Consider the following 18,180-nt stretch of genomic DNA (forward strand, 5'->3'; position numbering starts at 1 on the left):
TAACCTCCAAAAAATTTCAGAATTGGCTGTTAGAAGCAGCCAGAGTATATTTTTTTATCGTTGAGCGATGGGTAAATATGGTAATGAAGGCAATCGGAATTGTAATGAGAAATTTTATAGCTTCAACCACAATCGTCACTATTACGAAAAAGAGAATATGTTTAGAAAAATCTGTTGTTGTCGTAACGTTATATCCTCCGAGGAAACCATTTGATACATGAGCTTTTTGAAAGTTGACTAAGGATGAAGAGGCAGAAGCCGCTTTTACTCCTTGAAAAGGTAAGAATAACCATGTAAACATCCCATTTATAAATCGACGGTAGTCAGCATACCATGAATAAGTATAGTTTGACCATAGAGTATAGGCGGTTAAAATCCCCTTTACAAATAAAGTATCTTCCGAAGTGAAAATCAATGCTAACATGATGAATAGGTAACCGTTCAGATAGAAGGTTATTCCTACCCTAGGGGTATCGAAATAACCTTGATAAGGTTCGTTAGCCTCTGAATAGTCTTGAGATGTCGTATAAGTTTGTTGAGAAGGAGGTTGGACATAATCTTCACTTCGTCTTCTGTGAGGAGGTTGGACATAATTTTCTTGTTTTTCTCTTCTTGGTGGCTGTACGTATTCATTTTCTGACATTAGGATATACTTTCTTTTAACCTTTCTAAATCTTCATTAGTAATAGTTGTGAGATCTGTTGTACCTGATTGTGTGATACGTCTAGATACGATGCGCAGTAGCTTTTCATTGAAATTACGAATCCAGCGACCATTACTATGGTCTGATGAGTGAAGATAGCTAGCTTTAACGATTTGAGCATAGTGGTCTGCATCGATTGTATATTTAGCTGCTTTGATGCCTAGAAGACCAATCTGAATGATTTCCTCTGGACTGTAATCTTCAAAATCAAACGTATTTGGAATACGGCTTTGGAGTCCGGAGTTCATCCTTAAGAACTCGCCCATTTCTTTGGTGTAACCAGCAAAGATAATGACTATATCACTTCGATGGTCTTCCATAAACTTCAGAATTTCATCAATGGCTTCACGACCAAAGTCCCTTGAATCACCTCCTTTACTAAGAGTATAAGCCTCATCGATAAAAAGGACACCACCCAGTGCTGATTCCAACACTTCTCGTGTTTTGATTGCGGTGTGCCCAATATAACTACCAACTAAATCACTGCGTCCCACTTCGATAAATTTATTTTGGCTAGTCAGTCCTTTTTGGTATAAAAGTTTTCCTATAATACGTGCAACGGTTGTTTTACCAGTGCCAGGATTGCCTAGGAACATGGAGTGTAGGGTAAATGAAGGGTTGGAAAGTCCTTGTTCTTCGCGTTGTTGATTCACGACAGCTTGGGCAATAAAATCTTTAACTTGTTCTTTAACTTTTGCGATACCAATGAGATTTTCCAATTGTTGAAGAGCATCTTCGTTTTTAGGGTCTTCTTGATATTGCCCTTGATGGGTAACGCTGTCTATATCTTTATTTAGAATGGTAATGACATCATCACTATTCTCTTTAACAATTCGGTTGAGCATTGTAGTCGATAGCTTTTCGTTAAAGTTACGAATCCAACGCCCATTACTTTTATCAAGTGATGCCTTATAAGTTTTAGCGACTTGCTTAGCATAGTAATCCTCATCTTCCAATTCAAATTGGTCGTTGTCCAAGAGTGTCTTACCTAGATCTATGATTTCTTGATCTGTATAGTCTTCAAAGTCAAATCGGTTTGGCGCACGTGATGTAAGTCCAGGGTTTGTTTTGAGAAATGCTTCCATTTCTTTGGTATAGCCAGCAAAGATGATCATGATTTCATCACGGTGATCTTCCATATATTTCATGATAGTATTGATGGCTTCTTGTCCAAAGTTTGTGCCTCCACCTTCCTTATGTAAGGTATAAGCTTCATCAATAAAAAGGACACCTCCTCGGGTCTCATCCAGTATTTTCTGAGTTTCTATGGCTGTTTCACCGACGTGTTGAGAAATCAAATCGGGTTCGGAAACCTCTCTAAATTTAAAGGTGTCCCCTGATAGCATACCTGCCTCAAAGAGAACTTTTCCAAGTAATCGTGCGACAGTTGTTTTCCCGGTACCAGGATTTCCCATAAACACTGAGTGAAGATTCATCTGCTGTGTTTTTAATCCTTTTTCAGCACGCATTTTATTGGCTTGTACCTGTGTTAACATGACGTTGATCTGTTCTTTAACGCGTTTTAAACCGATCAACTGGTTGAGCTCTTCTTTAGCGCTAAGCTGGGGTTCTTGCGTATTTTCATCCTCATTTGAGTGAGTTTGATTTTTAGTTGTGTCATCTATAAGTTGACTGGAGTCATCTATCTCAAAAATAAGCTCATCTTTATTCCCATTAGGACACTCAAGTGATTTTACGTATAGAAAGGAATCTTCTTCTAAGTTAAAATTTGGACTAGAAATTCGGTTGACCATTATTTTATCTGCTACTAGGATAGATTCTTCTGTATAGATATTGAGCCACTTATCACTTTCTCCATTAAGTGTTAAGAGCCCCTTACTTAATAGTGAAGAAGACTGATACAGATATAGACTAACTCCTATATTAGTTTGTTTTAAGATGCCCTTGCTGTTTTCTAACCTTATAGAACTAAAGTAATCATTTCTAGAATTGATAGTTGAACGATCATTTAAAGATACTGCAGCACTATATTCTTTTTGAGTGATACTAGTAATATGTGTATTTAAAACTGAATTTATTAAGTAAAGTGCAGGAAAATTTTTTTCAGCACTTGCTCCTTCAATAATTGTTTGTACTAGTGACACTCTAGAGTTTTTGGCATAGATAACATTGCCACTTGGGTAAGAAACTCGACAATTATTGAGAGATAAGTCACTGTTGTCTAACAAAGTAATTGTATTGTTGAGGGATTTAGAATTGGTAATTGTAACATTTGAGTTATCACAGAATATAAAATCAGAAGATAAGTTTTTAGAATTAGCCACTTTCGTTTCGACCTGGCTCATCTGTATCTTCGACTGTTTTTCTGAGTAGATGATAGATTTTTTATTCTCTCTATAGCTGTTTTCAAAGACAATGGTGTCAAGAATCAGTGTTGATTTATTGGTGACATAAAAAGCCGATCTATTATCTAGGGGATCAACCCAGAAATTTTTAAAGGTAGCAGTTACACCGTTATCGATAACAAATTGCCCGTATAGGATATTATTAAAAGTTCTTCCGCCATTTTCTCTAGTGATAACATGACCAATAAATGTCAGGTTTTTAGAGATGGTAAAACTCTCACCTTTTGCTAAATTGAGATGAAATCCCTCATCGAATTCAATGATATCTCCGTCGCTAGCAGCATTGTAGGCTTCATAGAATAACCAATCATCATGTCCAACAAGATATTTTGCCATAGTTCCTCCATAAATAATGTGGCAGTAAGAAAATCTCATAGCCACATTTGTCCCTATTACTTACTATAAAAATTTTAAACTCTCTCTCTTTTCAAGAGAGTTTAATGTATAATACTCACATATTATACATTAAACTCTCTCTCTTTTCAAGAGAGTTTAATGTATAATACTCACATATTATACATTAAACTCATTGCCCTCCTTACTCTCTCAAGGGGAGAGGAGGGATTGAAGGGGTATTCTAATTTTTAGGAAAATTCTCATTTAAACGAAAGCCGTTGACAAATGTCGTCATTTGTTTTATGCTATATCTACAAATGTAAACAACTAAAAAGAGGGGGAAGCTATGGCACATATATCGCAAGCAGAGTGGGAAGTGATGCGTGTGGTTTGGACGAAAGAGGAAACGACCAGTAAAGAAATCGTCTCCATCTTGCAGGATAAGCAAGGCTGGTCTGTCTCGACCATCAAGACCTTACTGGCTCGTTTGGTGGAAAAAGAACATTTAAAGACAAGAAAGGTTGGGAATCGCTTTTTTTATCAAGCCAATCTATCTGAAAAAGAAGCCATTCATGAAGAAATTCAGCAAGTTTTTGATCGGTTCTGTTTGACTAAGCATCAAGCAGTTCTTTATCAGTTAATCAAAGAAACCCCCATGACTTTATCTGATATTAAAGCGATGGAAGTGCTTTTATTGGCAAAAAAAGGATCAGCAGTAGATGAGGTCACCTGTAACTGTATCAAAGGCCAATGTCAGTGTTTAGAACATTTGGAGGGCTAAAATGAAAGCAGAATATCTTGTAGAAGGCATGACCTGTGCCTCTTGTGTCGCTAATGTGGAAAAAGCTGTGCAAAAACTGGATTTTGTGGATAAGGCTGTGGTCAACTTAGCAACTGAAAAATTGACAGTGGAAACAGAGCATTCGATAAAAGAAGAAGATTTGTTTAAAGCTGTTGAGGAGGCAGGTTATCATTTAAAAACGGCTAATCCGCTAGAAAGCCCAGAAAAAAGAGAAGAGCAAAAGTTACAGACTTTAAAACGGCGTTTAGCTTATTCTAGTCTGTTTACGCTTCCTTTGTTTTATCTCACAATGGGGTCGATGCTGGGCCTCCCTATTTTTGAGGTCTTAGCTCCTCATGGGAGTTCCAGTTGGCGATATGCTTTGGCTAATATCGCTTTAACCTTACCTGTCATGTTCTTAAACCGTCAGTTTTATGTGTCAGGTTTTAAAGCCTTACTAAAAGGGCATCCTAATATGGATTCATTGGTTGCCTTAGCGACCAGCGCCGCTTTTATCTATAGTTTGTATGGCAGTTATCATATTTTTAATGGGCATCACCATTTTGCTCATGAGCTTTATTTTGAGTCAGTTGCGGTGATTCTAACCTTAATCACTCTGGGAAAATATTTTGAGGCCCTCTCTAAAGGGAAGACTTCTCAAACCATTAAAAAGCTCATGCAGCTCTCAGCTAAGACAGCCCATGTCTTTCGTGATGAGATGTGGCAAGATTTACCGATTGAGGCCGTAGAAGTGGGAGACCGTCTCTTGGTTAAGCCAGAGGAAAAAATTCCTGTGGATGGGGTGATTGTCACAGGGCAGTCTGCCATTGATGAGTCTATGTTAACAGGTGAGCCCATTCCTGTGGATAAGTCAAAAGATAGTTTGGTTTATGGGGGCTCTATCAATGGTCAAGGTTTAATTGAGATGACAGCTCAAAAGGTTGGGTCTGAAACCTTGCTGGCACAGATTATCCATTTGGTAGAAGAAGCACAAGGTACCAAGGCTCCGATTGCTAAAATAGCTGATAAGGTATCGGCAATTTTTGTTCCTCTAGTGATGGTCCTTGCTCTTTTGACAGGTTTGTTTTGGTTTGTCATCATGGGAGAAAGCTTTTCGTTTGCTTTGACAACAGCCTTAGCGGTCTTAGTAATTGCTTGTCCCTGCGCTTTGGGACTTGCAACGCCAACAGCTATTATGGTGGGAACAGGATTAGCCGCTGAAAATGGAATCTTGTATAAAAACGGGGAGAGCTTGGAGTTGGCACATCAAGTGGATACTCTCGTTTTTGATAAAACAGGAACCTTAACCCAAGGTCATCCGCAGGTCGCAGCTGTTTATAACTATGGTGATGAGGATAGTCTTTTTTGGGCAGGTGCTGTGGAAAACTTATCACAACATCCGATTAGTCGAGCTCTTGTGGATGAGTTTGTGGAAAAAGGTTACACTTTTCCAGAAGTGGAAGCTTTTCACTCTTTGGCAGGTCATGGCTTGAAGGGAAATGTTTTGGGACAAGAGATTTTAATTGGCAATCAGGCCTTGATGTTGGAGAGTGGTATTTCGGTTGAGCTGGCAGAAAAAGATGGTCAAACTGCTAGCCAACAAGGTCAGAGCCTCGTCTATGTGGCTAAAAATCAGACCTTGCTTGGTTTAATTACGGTGGCAGATCAGATCAAATCAGATAGTCCAGAAGCTCTCTCTAAACTTAAAAGTTTAGGTTATCAGTTAATCATGTTAACAGGGGATAACGAACAGACAGCCCAAGCCGTTGCTCAAAAATTGGGAATCAATCAAGTGATGAGTCAGGTCTTACCAGATCAAAAAGCAGATGCTATTGCCAAACTAAAAGCTAAGGGGCATCGGGTGGCTATGATAGGAGATGGGATCAATGATGCGCCAGCTCTGGCCTTGGCAGACATTGGGATTGCCATGGGACAGGGAGCAGACATTGCTATCGAGTCAGCAGATGTGGTCTTGATGCAGCAAGAGCTTTCTAGCCTTGTCAAAAGTTTACGCATTAGTCAGCTAACCCTTTCAACGATAAAAGAAAATCTATTTTGGGCTTTTATTTACAATATTTTAGCGATTCCTGTTGCCATGGGTGTTCTTTACCTTTTTGGTGGTCCGCTTTTAAATCCGATGTTAGCAGGTCTAGCTATGAGTTTTAGTTCCGTATCAGTGGTCTTAAATGCCCTACGTTTAAAAATGAGAAAGGTAAACAAATGAAAAAAACAGTTACAATTAGTGGAATGAAATGTCAAGGATGTGTCAATACAGTGACAGAGCGCTTGAGTTCGGTTGTAGGGGTTAAGTCCGTATCAGTGGACTTAGAAAAGTCAGAGGCTACCATTGATGGTTTTGCCCCAACTTTGCTGTTAAAGGCAGCCTTAAAGGGAACCAAATTTCAACTTCATAAATCATAAGCCTCACTAGAGACTACTTTTTAGAGCACAGTAGTCTCTTTTTATTTTGCTGATTTCGTGATACACTAGAGAAAAACTCCAAAGGAGAAAGTTATGATTAAACTCATTGCGATTGATATGGATGGTACTCTGTTAAATAGTAAAAAAGAGATTCCTAAACAAAATCAAGTTGCCATTCAAGCAGCGGCTGAAAAAGGGGTTAAGATTGTTATCTGTACAGGTCGTGCCCAATCAGGAGTTGTCCCTTTTTATGAGAAGCTAGGTCTTTCAGCTAAGGAAGAGTATGCTATTTTAAATAACGGGTGTTCGATTCATCAGACATCTGATTGGTCTTTGGTGGACTATGCTTATCTTGAAGCCTCTGATATTGCTTTTTTGGCAGATAAGGTTAAGGCTTATCTACAGGTTCAGCTTGTGTTGACGGAAAAGGAAGACTTTTTAGTGGTTGATGAGGAGCCTTCAGAGCTTGTACGTTATGATGCGAGCTTAGTTTTTGCAGAGCCTGTATCTATCTCTAGTCAAAAAGCCCAGCAGGCAGATAAGCTAGTTTTTCAAGCTATGTTCATGGGTGACCCCGAAGCAATCGATGCCTTTCAAGCTCAAGAGGAAGCAACTTTAGCAGAACGTTTTAGCGTGGTTCGTAGCCAGCCATATATTTTTGAAGTGATGCCAAAAGGTGTGACAAAAGCGAGTGGTCTAAAAAAATTAGCTGAACATCTTTCTATTGCACCTTCAGAAATCATGGCTTTAGGAGATGCTGGAAATGACGCAGAAATGTTAGCTTATGCAGGCTTAAGTGTGGCGATGGGAAATGCTACTCCAGCCATTAAAGCTCTTGCAACAGTAGAAACAGCCGACCATGATCAAGCAGGTGTGGGTTTAGCTATTGAGAAATATGTCCTTTAACACATCTTTTTAATGCAGGAAGAGTGCAATCATGGTATAATAGAGATATACTTTGATAATCAAAATATATTTCGATAAAAACAGTGAACCTAAGGAGGTTGCTATGACGTGGAAGATTGTTGTAGATTCAGGTTGTAACTTGAAACAGCTAGAGAATCTACCAGAAAATGTGCGATTTGAAAGTGTTCCCTTAACGCTTCAAATCGGCAATGAAGTTTATATTGATGATGAGAAGATCGATATTCCAGCTATGATGGAAAAGCTCTATTCTACTCAAGCTGCAGCCAGTTCTGCCTGCCCTAGCCCAGATGCCTTTTTGTCTGCTTATAGAGGAGCCGATCGTGTGATTGTTCTCACCATTACAGGTGCCTTATCAGGTAGTCACAATGCTGCTCAGCTGGCGAAAAATCTCTTATTAGAAGAAAAACCTGACACAGAAGTACATGTGATTGACTCCCTATCAGCTGGTGGAGAAAATGATTTACTGGTTTTAAAATTAGTGGAATTGATAGCACAAGGCTTATCTTTTGATCAAGTGGTCACAGCTATCACAGCTTACCAAGAAAAAACAAAACTATTATTTATTTTAGAAAAAGTCGACAATTTGGTCAAAAATGGTCGCTTGAGTAAACTGGCAGGAAAAGTAGTGGGAATGTTGAATATTCGACTTGTGGGAGAGGCTAGTTCCGAAGGAACCTTAGAACTTCTTCATAAAGCACGTGGTCAGAAAAAATCAATTAGCTCAGGTTATGCTGAAATGCTAAAAGCAGGCTATCAAGGAGGACGTGTGATGCTATCTCATGCTTATAATGATAAGCTGGCTGAACAATTTTCTAAGACCATTAAGGCAGATTTTCCAAAGGCTGATGTTCGTATTCTTCCAACCTCAGGTTTGTGTAGTTTTTACGCAGAAGATGGTGGCATCTTAATGGGGTATGAAATTTAATCAAAAAAAATTCCAAAACATTTTTGTTTTGGAATTTTTTTGAGTTAAGGGGTGACAGTAGTTGTGGTATCGTCAGCGCTTGAAGTTGCGGTGTTGTCACTGGCTACTGTGGTGTTTGAGCTAGGTGTGACGGTTGTGGTAGTAGCTGACTCTGTAGGAGCATAGGTTGGCGTATAAGTTGAAGCATAAGTTGGTTCAACATAAGTTGCTGTTTCAGTAGCAGTAGTAGGGGCTACTTCACTGACAGTTGAAGATGAAACACTTGTTTCAAGACTGCTGCTGGAGCTACTTGCTAATGCTGCTGTTGCATCAATTGCTTCTTGTACAGCATCAATTCGTTCTTGGAGTGCTTTTTTCTTATCAGCATTTTTAACTTTGTCAACCGCTTTTTGAGCTTTATCGACATTTTCTTGTGTTTGTTCAGCTTCTAGTGTTGTTACAGCATCTTCGGCTGCTGTTTGGTGCGCCAAATCTGCTTTGATGGCATCTAAACGTTTTTGGAACTCAGTTTTAAGCTCTCCATCGTTCATCTTATCAATGGCTTCTTGAGCACGTTTAATGTCGTCAGGAGTAGCTTCTTTTTCTAATTCTTTTAGCAGATTATCTAATTCAGGATTGCTTTCTTTAGAACTGCTTGAGCTTGTCGCCTTAGTTGATTGACTTTGTTGCACAGAAGCCGTACTTTTTTGTGACTGTTGACCAAAAAGAGCATAAATCCCAACTCCCCCAATTAAAACTAAGATAGTTAAAATAAGGTAGAGTAACTCATTTTTTGAAGATTTCATAATATTTCCTTTTTTTATAGAGTTTAGCTAAGAGAGCTATCATTTCTATTATATGTTCTAATGAAAAAAATTTCAATAACTTTTTTTAAAAGCAAATTGGTATATACCGTTTACAAAATAAAGGGGAAAGAGTATAATGAAAGAAAGAATGGAGGCGTTTTCGATGAAACACTATATCAAAGCAGATGCTTTTTATTATCCTTATCAAATCAAGCCAGCAGGGTATTTAGAGGTTTGTGATGGTCGATTTGGAAGCTGGTTTAGTCAGGTTCCTGATGATGGGGAGATTTTAGATTATACCGGTTATCAGGTTGCACCTGGGTTGGTGGATACCCATGTTCATGGCTATGCAGGAGCCGATGTGATGGATCTAAAGACAGATAGCCTTTATCAGATGAGTCAGCACTTGCTAGAAACAGGTGTTACCTCTTTTTTACCAACAGGTTTAACAGCTTCCTTTGAGGATTTAAATCAGGTTTGTCAGATGGTAGCTGAAGTAGCCGGAACAGAAACAGGTGCTCGTATTCAAGGTCTTTATTTTGAAGGTCCTTATTTTACTGAAAAATATAAGGGGGCTCAAAATCCTAAGTATATGCGAAACCCTAGCAAGGAAGAATTGGATACTTGGCTAGCGTCAAGTCAAGGCTGGTTAAAAAAAATAGCGGTTGCCCCAGAGCGTGAGGGGGTAGAGGATTTTGTAGCTTATGCTAAATCCAAAGGGCTAGTGGTGGCCTTGGGGCATTCTGATGCGACCTTTGAAGAGGCGACTCGTGCAGTGGAAGCAGGTGCAACGGTATGGGTGCATGCTTATAATGGCATGAGTGGTCTGAATCATAGAGAACCTGGTATGGTAGGTGCGGTTTATGAGTTGCCAAATACTTATGCGGAGTTGATTTGCGATGGCTACCATGTTCATCCTTCTGCTTGTGATATTTTACTTCGTCAAAAAGGGCATAACCATGTTGCCTTGATTACAGACTGTATGAGTGCAGGGGGATTAGATGATGGTGATTATATGCTAGGAGAATATCCAGTAGTGGTTTCAAATGGAACAGCACGTTTGAAAGAGGGAGGGAGCTTGGCAGGCTCCATCTTAAAATTAAAAGATGGATTAAAAAACATTGTAGATTGGGGCTTAGCTAGTCCTTTAGAGGCTGTTCGTATGGCTAGCTTTATTCCAGCACTTTCTATGAAGATAGAAGAGCAATGTGGTCAATTAAAAAAAGGTTTACCAGCAGATTTTATTATTTTAGATAGTGAGCTTAATCTTTGTGCCACTTATCTAGCAGGTCAAGTGGTTTATCAGAAAGCTTAGTATTTTCCATAGACAAATGAAAAATATTTTGCTAGAATAAACAGATAGAAAGAGACGACTTAAGCTCTAACATATAGCGAGTCTGGGAGAGTGTGAGCCAGATTGTGATCTTAAGAAGTGGCGCTTTCAGAGATTATTATCAATTAAAAATGAAGTAATAAATTAGGGTGGAACCGCGTTTCTGACGCCCCTAGTCGCAAGACTTGGGTGTTGAAATTCGGTTCTTTTTGAATTTCGTCTAATACCTAAGTGGAAAGGAGTATCATGCTTAAAGGATCTTGTTTATGTAAAGCAGTCACCTACACTTTAGATGAAGAATTGTCGGAAATAGTTTTTTGCCATTGCTCATTCTGTAGGAAAGTAACTGCGTCAGCCTACACAGTTAATGCTAAAGTTAGCAGCAAAAACCTGGTATTGTATGGAAAAGAGAAGTTGGTTACTTATAGTTCATCTCCAGGGAAACAACGTTATTACTGCCAGAACTGTCACAGTCAAATTTTCACTACTCAAGAAAATATACCAGAAGTTTGTGCTTTGAAATTAGGAACAATAGATGAATGCGATCAGAATTTACAAACTGTTCCCAAACGTCATATTTTTCAGGACCCAGCTTTTTCTTGGTTGCTTGATAAATAAATTTAAAAAGATAATATAAATAAAAGGAGAAAACAATGTCTAAAAAATTAACATTTCAAGAAATTATTTTGACTTTGCAACAATTTTGGAATGAACAAGGTTGTATGTTGATGCAGGCCTATGATACGGAAAAAGGTGCGGGAACTATGAGTCCTTATACTTTCTTGCGTGCTATTGGTCCTGAGCCATGGAATGCAGCTTATGTAGAGCCATCTCGTCGTCCAGCAGATGGTCGTTACGGGGAAAACCCAAACCGTTTGTATCAACACCACCAATTCCAAGTGGTGATGAAACCGTCACCGTCTAACATTCAAGAACTCTACTTAGAGTCTTTGGAGCGTTTGGGGATTAACCCTTTGGAACATGATATTCGTTTCGTTGAAGACAACTGGGAAAATCCATCGACGGGTTCTGCCGGTCTAGGTTGGGAAGTCTGGTTGGACGGTATGGAAATCACACAATTTACCTACTTCCAACAAGTTGGTGGCTTGGCGACAGGACCTGTCACAGCAGAAGTAACCTACGGTTTAGAGCGTCTAGCGTCTTATATCCAAGAAGTTGATTCAGTTTATGACATTGAGTGGGCTGCAGGGGTAAAATATGGTGAGATTTTTATCCAGCCAGAATACGAGCATTCTAAATATTCATTTGAAGTATCTGATCAAGACATGCTTCTTGAAAACTTTACTAAATTTGAAAAAGAGGCAGAGCGTGCTTTAGCAGAAGGATTGGTTCATCCAGCCTTTGATTATGTACTCAAATGTTCACATACCTTTAACTTGCTAGATGCACGTGGTGCCGTATCTGTAACAGAGCGTGCAGGTTACATTGCTCGCATTCGTAACTTGGCGCGAGTCGTGGCCAAAACCTTTGTGGCAGAGCGTAAAAAATTAGGTTATCCTCTTTTGGATGAAGCTAGTCGTGCTAAATTATTAGCGGAAGAAACAGAATAAATCACTAGGAGAAGAAATCATGACCAAAAATTTGTTAGTAGAACTTGGACTAGAAGAATTGCCAGCCTATGTTGTTACACCTAGTGAAAAACAACTGGGTCAAAAAATGGAAGCTTTTTTGACAGAGCATCGCTTGTCTTTTGAGACGATTGAGACTTTCTCAACACCGCGTCGTTTGGCAGTACGCGTTTGTGGTCTGGCAGATAAACAGACAGACTTAACAGAAGATTTTAAAGGTCCATCTAAGAAAATCGCCTTAGATGCAGATGGAAATTTCACCAAAGCAGCAGAAGGTTTTGTTCGTGGAAAAGGCTTAACAACCGCTGATATTGAGTTTCGTGAGATTAAGGGTGAAGAGTATGTTTATGTGACTAAAAATGAAGAAGGAAAATCTGCTAAAGACGTTTTAGTGGCTATTCCTGAACTCTTGCAAAGCCTGACTTTCCCTGTGAGCATGGCTTGGGCTAACAATAGTTTTACCTATATTCGTCCTGTTCATACCTTGACAGTCTTGTTGGATGATGAAGCATTGGATATGGACTTCTTGGACATTTCGTCAGCTCGCATCAGCCGTGGTCATCGTTTCCTTGGAAAAGAAACAGAAATTGCAAGTGCAGATTCTTACGAGGCAGACTTGCGTGCACAGTTTGTTATTACAGACCCCGCAGAGCGTCAAAATATGATTGTCGAGCAAATCAAGGCTATCGAGGATAAACACAATGTGACCGTTGAGATTGACGAGGACCTGCTCAATGAAGTTCTCAACTTGGTTGAGTATCCAACTGCCTTCATGGGCTCCTTTGATACCAAGTATTTAGAAGTGCCAGAAGAAGTTTTGGTGACTTCAATGAAAAACCACCAACGTTACTTCGTGGTGCGTGATAAATCTGGTAAACTTCTACCAAACTTCATCTCTGTTCGAAACGGAAATGACCAACATATTGATAATGTCATCAAAGGAAACGAAAAAGTCTTGGTGGCACGATTGGAAGATGGTGAGTTCTTCTGGCGTGAGGATCAAAAACTCAAGATTGCTGACTTGGTAGAACGCCTCAAAGTCGTGACCTTCCATGAGAAAATCGGCTCGCTTTACGAGCACATGGAGCGCACCAAAGTTATCGCAGAAAAACTGGCAGACTTGGCAGGCTTGTCTGCGGATGAAAAAGCTGATGTAGCACGTGCAGCAAGCATCTACAAGTTTGATCTTTTAACTGGCATGGTCGGTGAATTTGATGAATTGCAAGGGATCATGGGTGAGAAGTATGCCCTTCTTGCAGGGGAAAAACCTGCGGTAGCAGCAGCAATCCGTGAGCATTATCTTCCTAACTCTGCAGAAGGAGATCTTCCTGAAAGCAAGGTTGGTGCGGTCTTGGCACTGGCTGACAAATTCGACACCCTTCTATCCTTCTTCTCAGTAGGTCTCATTCCGTCTGGTTCAAACGACCCTTATGCTCTTCGTCGTGCGACACAGGGTATCGTGCGGATCTTGGAAGCATTTGGTTGGGAAATTCCATTGGATCAGTTGATTGCGGAGCTCTATAGCTTGAACTTTGCCAGCTTGACCTATGACAACCAGCCAGCTGTGATGGACTTTATCCGTGCGCGTGTAGAGAAGATGATGGATAAGGCGATTCCGAAAGACATCCGTGAAGCTGTGCTTGCCAGCTCAACCTTTGTGGTCAGACTACAACTGGCAGCCAGCTCTGCTATTTTCCAAAAATCAAAAGAGGCTGACTACAAGGAAGCTGTGGAAAACTTGTCACGTGTCTTTAACTTGGCTGAAAAGGCGGAAACAACTGCGATTGATGAAGCTCTCTTTGAAAATGCAGAAGAAAAAGCTCTCTTTGAAGCAGTGGTTGGTTTAGAGTTGACGGAAGATATGACAGAAAACTTGAACAAGCTTTTTGCTTTGAGCCCAGTCATCGCAGCCTTCTTTGACAATACCATGGTCATGGCAGATGATGCAGCAGTCAAAGCTAACCGTTTAGCACTTCTAAAAGTATTGGCAGATAAAGCAAGCAGTGTTGCTGTCTTTAATAAGTTAAATAGTAAGTAAGGAGAAATAAAAGATGGATCCTAAAAAAATCGAACGCATCAATGAATTGGCACGTAAGAAAAAGGAAGGTACTCTAACAGCAGAAGAAAAAGTTGAGCAAGCTAAACTTCGTGAAGAGTATATTGAAGGTTATCGCCGTGCTGTTCGCCATCATGTTGAAGGGATTAAGATTGTTGATGAAGAGGGAAATGATGTGACCCCTGAAAAGCTTCGTCAAGTGCAACGTGAAAAAGGTCTTCATGGGCGTAGTTTAGACGATCCCAATTCATAATCAACAATCGAGTATTTGAGGAAAGCTCTCAGGTACTCGATTTTTATTATCTCCCTAGGATTTCCTCTCAAAAATTCAGAAAATTGTGATATAATAAAGTGATAACAATCTAGAAAGGTCTTTACAATGACATTTGACACTATTGATCAATTAGCGGTAAACACTGTCCGCACGCTTTCAATCGAAGCGATTCAAAAAGCTAACTCAGGTCACCCTGGTCTTCCAATGGGAGCGGCCCCGATGGCTTATGTACTCTTTAACAAGTACCTTAATGTCAACCCAAAAACAAGTCGTTCATGGACAAACCGTGACCGTTTTATCCTCTCAGCTGGACATGGTAGTGCCCTTTTATATAGCCTCCTTCACTTGTCAGGGTATGGTGTGACTATGGAAGACCTTAAAAACTTCCGTCAATGGGGATCAAAAACGCCTGGTCACCCTGAAGTGAACCATACCGATGGTGTCGAAGCAACATCAGGGCCACTTGGTCAAGGGATTGCTAATGCTGTTGGAATGGCTATGGCTGAAGCACATTTGGCAGCGAAATTCAATAAGCCAGGTTTTGACATTGTGGACCACTATACTTATGCCTTAAATGGTGATGGTGATTTGATGGAGGGTGTTTCTCAAGAAGCAGCAAGCTTGGCTGGTCACTTGAAGCTTGGGAAATTAGTTCTTCTTTATGATTCGAATGACATCTCACTTGATGGTCCAACCTCAAAAGCCTTTACTGAGAGTGTTAAAGGACGCTTTGAAGCATATGGTTGGCAGCATATTTTAGTTGAGGATGGTAATGATTTAGAAGCTATTGCAAAAGCTATTGAAGAAGCTAAAGCAGAAACAGAGAAACCTTCTATCATCGAAGTGAAGACTATTATTGGTTATGGGGCTGAAAAACAAGGAACGTCTGCTGTTCATGGCGCACCAATCGGTGAAGAAGGTATTGCTCATGCTAAGCAAGTTTATGGTTATGATTATCCAGAGTTCACTGTTCCAGAAGAAGTGGCCCGTCGCTTTGAAGTTGGCATTAAATTCCGTGGTGAAGAAAAAGAAAATGCATGGAATACTCTCTTTAAGCACTATGAAGAAGCTTATCCAGAATTAGCAAAAGAGTACAAAGAAGCCTTTACAGATGCTCCGATTTCTGTTGATTTAGCGGCACATGAGCTTGGCTCAAGTGTGGCAAGCCGTGTTTCTAGTCAGCAAGCTATTCAGCAAATTTCTGCACAAGTGCCATCATTCTGGGGTGGTTCAGCGGACCTTTCTGCTTCAAACAATACAATGGTTGCGGCAGATTCTGATTTCCAAGCAGATAACTATGCTGGTCGTAATATTTGGTTTGGTGTCCGTGAGTTTGCGATGGCTGCCGCGATGAATGGTATTGCACTTCATGGTGGAACACGTGTCTATGGTGGAACTTTCTTCGTCTTTTCAAACTACCTTCTTCCAGCAGTTCGTATGGCAGCTCTTCAAGAGTTACCAACTGTCTATGTCTTAACACATGATTCCATTGCGGTTGGTGAAGATGGTCCGACACATGAGCCTGTTGAACAATTAGCCAGCGTTCGTTCTATGCCAAACCTAAATGTTATTCGACCAGCTGATGGTAATGAGGTTAATGAAGCATGGAAACGTGCCCTTGCAGAAACAAAACGTCCAACGGCCCTTGTTTTAACACGTCAAAACTTACCAGTCCTTGAAGGAACAGCCAGTCTAGCTGCAGCAGGCCTTAATAAAGGAGCTTATGTCCTTTCAGAAGCTAAGGGAGAGATGGATGGTATCCTTGTTGCAACAGGATCAGAAGTGAAATTAGCCCTTGATGCACAAGCTGAGTTAGAAAAAGAAGGTATTTTTGTTCGTGTGGTATCAATGCCATCACAAAATATCTTCGATGAGCAAGATTCAGCTTACAAGGAAGAAGTTCTGCCATCTGCTATCACTAAACGTTTAGCCATTGAAGCAGGATCAAGCTTTGGTTGGGGCAAATACGTTGGTCTGACAGGTAAAACCCTTACGATTGATACTTGGGGAGCATCAGCACCAGGAGATCGTATCTTTAAAGAATATGGTTTCACTGCAGAAAATGCTGTTAATCTTTACAAGTCCTTATAAAATCAGACAAATAGAAAGTCTTGGAGTTCTCCAAGGCTTTTTTGTTGACAGTTATGAGTTCAAAACTATAAAATTGTTTAAAATGATAAAAAAGAGGTGATGTTATGTCTATTAAGAAGCTTACTTCATTTGGGCTAATAGCTCTTTCAATGATGACACTTGTTGCTTGTGATTGGGATAGTAATGATAGCACATCCTCCGTTCAATCCAGTCAAACAACAACTACTCAAGAGATTTCAGAAACAAAAGCTAAAGAAATAGCTTTTAATGATGCAGAAGTATCAGAGTCTGAGGTTACTAATTTGACGATTACCTTAGATCAAGAGAATGGTCAAAGTCAATATGATGTAGAATTTTCTGCAAAGGGAACAGATTATAGCTACACGATTGATACGACAAGTGGTTCTATCATTGAAAAAGAAACAGAGATTACTGAGACAACGACTAGTTCTACAAAAATTTCACAGGATGAAGCAAAGAAAATTGCCTTTGATGATGCTGGGGTAACAGAATCCAAAGTGACGAATCTAGTGGTTGAGCAAGATGTTGATCAAACACCTATAACCTTTGAGATTGATTTTGTTTATAATCATCAAGATTATAGTTATTCGATTAATTCTGAGACAGGTGCGATTGTAGAAAAGTCCACAGAAGCAGTTAATGGATAATATTTTATAAACCAAGACAGATCATCTGATTTTAAGTCAGCTTGATCTGTTTTTATTCCTGATTCTAGACAGGTGTAAGTATCAGCAGAAAAATACAAAAAAGTATGGTATAATGAGCTTTATGAAGCGAAATTTTGAAGATGTAAACCGTATTGTTATTAAAATTGGCACCAGCTCACTGGTTTTAGCGAATGGAAAAATAAATTTAAAAAAAATTGATGAGCTAGGATTTGTGATCTCAAGCCTGATTAATCAAGGAAAGGATTTGGTCCTAGTTTCCTCAGGAGCTATGGGCTTTGGTTTAAATGTTTTAAATCTTGATAAACGACCGCAAGAAGTAGAACGCCAACAAGCTGTTTCAAGTGTTGGACAGGTGGCTATGATGAATCTCTATGCTCAGATTTTTTCTCACTATCAGACAACTGTCTCACAGATTTTGTTGACACGCGATGTGGTTGAATTTCCAGAGAGCCTATCTAATGTGACTAATGCTTTTGAGACTCTTTTATCCATGGGGATTGTTCCTATTGTGAATGAAAATGACTCTGTTAGTGTTGATGAGATGGATCATACCACTAAATTCGGAGATAACGACCGTCTATCTGCTATTGTGGCTAACATTGTGGGAGCAGATTTATTGATTATGCTGTCTGATATCGATGGTTTATTTGATAAAAATCCTAATGTTTATGATGATGCTAAATTGCGGCACTTTGTACCTGAGATTACAGATGAGATTATTCAATCTGCTGGTGGTGCAGGAAGTAAATTTGGGACAGGTGGGATGTTAAGTAAAATACAGAGTGCCCAGATTGTCTTTGAAAATAATGGACAAATGGTCTTGATGAATGGTGAAAATCCTAGAGATATTCTTCGCGTGTTAGATGGTGAAAACCTAGGGACGCTCTTTAGAAAGGAGTAGAGG

Annotated in this window: 16 protein-coding genes; 13 read left to right on the forward strand and 3 right to left on the reverse strand. The window is 39.7% G+C overall.

From position 1 onward, the window contains the following. Positions 1 to 16: 16 nt before the first annotated feature. Positions 17 to 643 carry a hypothetical protein gene (locus tag ACQRDX_RS00755; protein WP_427893724.1) on the reverse strand — a complete coding sequence of 209 codons (627 nt, stop codon included), beginning with the start codon at positions 641 to 643 and terminating at the stop codon, positions 17 to 19. Then, entirely contained in the window at positions 643 to 3,405 is a 2,763-nt protein-coding gene (locus ACQRDX_RS00760; protein ID WP_427893722.1) for an AAA family ATPase, read from the reverse strand. Before ACQRDX_RS00760 ends, ACQRDX_RS00755 begins: the two co-directional genes overlap by 1 nt. A gap of 346 nt (positions 3,406 to 3,751) precedes the next feature. Between ACQRDX_RS00760 and ACQRDX_RS00765 the strand changes: the two genes are divergently transcribed. The 5 genes from ACQRDX_RS00765 to ACQRDX_RS00785 all read left to right on the forward strand — a co-directional run bounded on the left by ACQRDX_RS00765 (position 3,752) and on the right by ACQRDX_RS00785 (position 8,459). Then, a complete protein-coding gene (locus ACQRDX_RS00765; protein WP_427893720.1) occupies positions 3,752 to 4,186 on the forward strand; it encodes a CopY/TcrY family copper transport repressor in 435 nt (144 codons plus the stop codon). 1 nt (position 4,187) lies between these two features. Then, a complete protein-coding gene (locus ACQRDX_RS00770; protein WP_427893718.1) occupies positions 4,188 to 6,410 on the forward strand; it encodes a heavy metal translocating P-type ATPase in 2,223 nt (740 codons plus the stop codon). Next, positions 6,407 to 6,607, forward strand: coding sequence for a heavy-metal-associated domain-containing protein (locus tag ACQRDX_RS00775; protein WP_354369489.1), 201 nt, complete (start codon positions 6,407 to 6,409; stop codon positions 6,605 to 6,607). Before ACQRDX_RS00770 ends, ACQRDX_RS00775 begins: the two co-directional genes overlap by 4 nt. A 93-nt stretch (positions 6,608 to 6,700) precedes the next feature. Next, positions 6,701 to 7,513: a Cof-type HAD-IIB family hydrolase gene (locus ACQRDX_RS00780; protein ID WP_354369491.1), complete on the forward strand. Its 813-nt coding sequence runs from the start codon at positions 6,701 to 6,703 to the stop codon at positions 7,511 to 7,513. A gap of 103 nt (positions 7,514 to 7,616) precedes the next feature. Continuing rightward, positions 7,617 to 8,459 carry a DegV family protein gene (locus ACQRDX_RS00785; protein WP_427893715.1) on the forward strand — a complete coding sequence of 281 codons (843 nt, stop codon included), beginning with the start codon at positions 7,617 to 7,619 and terminating at the stop codon, positions 8,457 to 8,459. Between the two features lie 44 nt (positions 8,460 to 8,503). Here ACQRDX_RS00785 and ACQRDX_RS00790 read toward each other — a convergent pair whose 3' ends face one another. Next, entirely contained in the window at positions 8,504 to 9,244 is a 741-nt protein-coding gene (locus ACQRDX_RS00790; RefSeq protein ID WP_427893713.1) for a peptidase, read from the reverse strand. A 163-nt stretch (positions 9,245 to 9,407) separates the two neighbouring features. Here ACQRDX_RS00790 and nagA point away from each other — a divergent pair, with 163 nt between their 5' ends. The 8 genes from nagA (at position 9,408) to proB (ending at position 18,177) form a co-directional block, all read left to right on the forward strand. Next, positions 9,408 to 10,559, forward strand: a complete 1,152-nt coding sequence (gene nagA / locus ACQRDX_RS00795) for an N-acetylglucosamine-6-phosphate deacetylase (protein WP_354369497.1) — start codon at positions 9,408 to 9,410, stop codon at positions 10,557 to 10,559. 264 nt (positions 10,560 to 10,823) lie between these two features. Then, positions 10,824 to 11,195 carry a GFA family protein gene (locus ACQRDX_RS00800; RefSeq protein ID WP_029172794.1) on the forward strand — a complete coding sequence of 124 codons (372 nt, stop codon included), beginning with the start codon at positions 10,824 to 10,826 and terminating at the stop codon, positions 11,193 to 11,195. Positions 11,196 to 11,230: 35 nt separating this feature from the next. Continuing rightward, on the forward strand, positions 11,231 to 12,148 hold the full coding sequence (glyQ, locus tag ACQRDX_RS00805; protein WP_354369499.1) for a glycine--tRNA ligase subunit alpha: 918 nt from the start codon (positions 11,231 to 11,233) through the stop codon (positions 12,146 to 12,148). Positions 12,149 to 12,167: 19 nt separating this feature from the next. Further along, on the forward strand, positions 12,168 to 14,204 hold the full coding sequence (glyS, locus tag ACQRDX_RS00810; RefSeq protein ID WP_427893710.1) for a glycine--tRNA ligase subunit beta: 2,037 nt from the start codon (positions 12,168 to 12,170) through the stop codon (positions 14,202 to 14,204). Between the two features lie 13 nt (positions 14,205 to 14,217). Further along, entirely contained in the window at positions 14,218 to 14,475 is a 258-nt protein-coding gene (locus ACQRDX_RS00815; protein ID WP_354369503.1) for a DUF896 family protein, read from the forward strand. A 126-nt stretch (positions 14,476 to 14,601) separates the two neighbouring features. Continuing rightward, positions 14,602 to 16,587 carry a transketolase gene (tkt, locus tag ACQRDX_RS00820; protein WP_427893707.1) on the forward strand — a complete coding sequence of 662 codons (1,986 nt, stop codon included), beginning with the start codon at positions 14,602 to 14,604 and terminating at the stop codon, positions 16,585 to 16,587. Positions 16,588 to 16,691: 104 nt separating this feature from the next. After that, positions 16,692 to 17,255, forward strand: a complete 564-nt coding sequence (locus ACQRDX_RS00825) for a PepSY domain-containing protein (RefSeq protein WP_427893705.1) — start codon at positions 16,692 to 16,694, stop codon at positions 17,253 to 17,255. Between the two features lie 121 nt (positions 17,256 to 17,376). Beyond that, positions 17,377 to 18,177: a glutamate 5-kinase gene (gene proB, locus ACQRDX_RS00830; RefSeq protein WP_427893703.1), complete on the forward strand. Its 801-nt coding sequence runs from the start codon at positions 17,377 to 17,379 to the stop codon at positions 18,175 to 18,177. The last annotated feature ends 3 nt before the right edge of the window (positions 18,178 to 18,180 follow it).

It is taken from the genome of Streptococcus sp. SGI.013 (genome assembly GCF_050315295.1).
GTDB classification, from domain to species: Bacteria; Bacillota; Bacilli; order Lactobacillales; family Streptococcaceae; genus Streptococcus; species Streptococcus porcorum.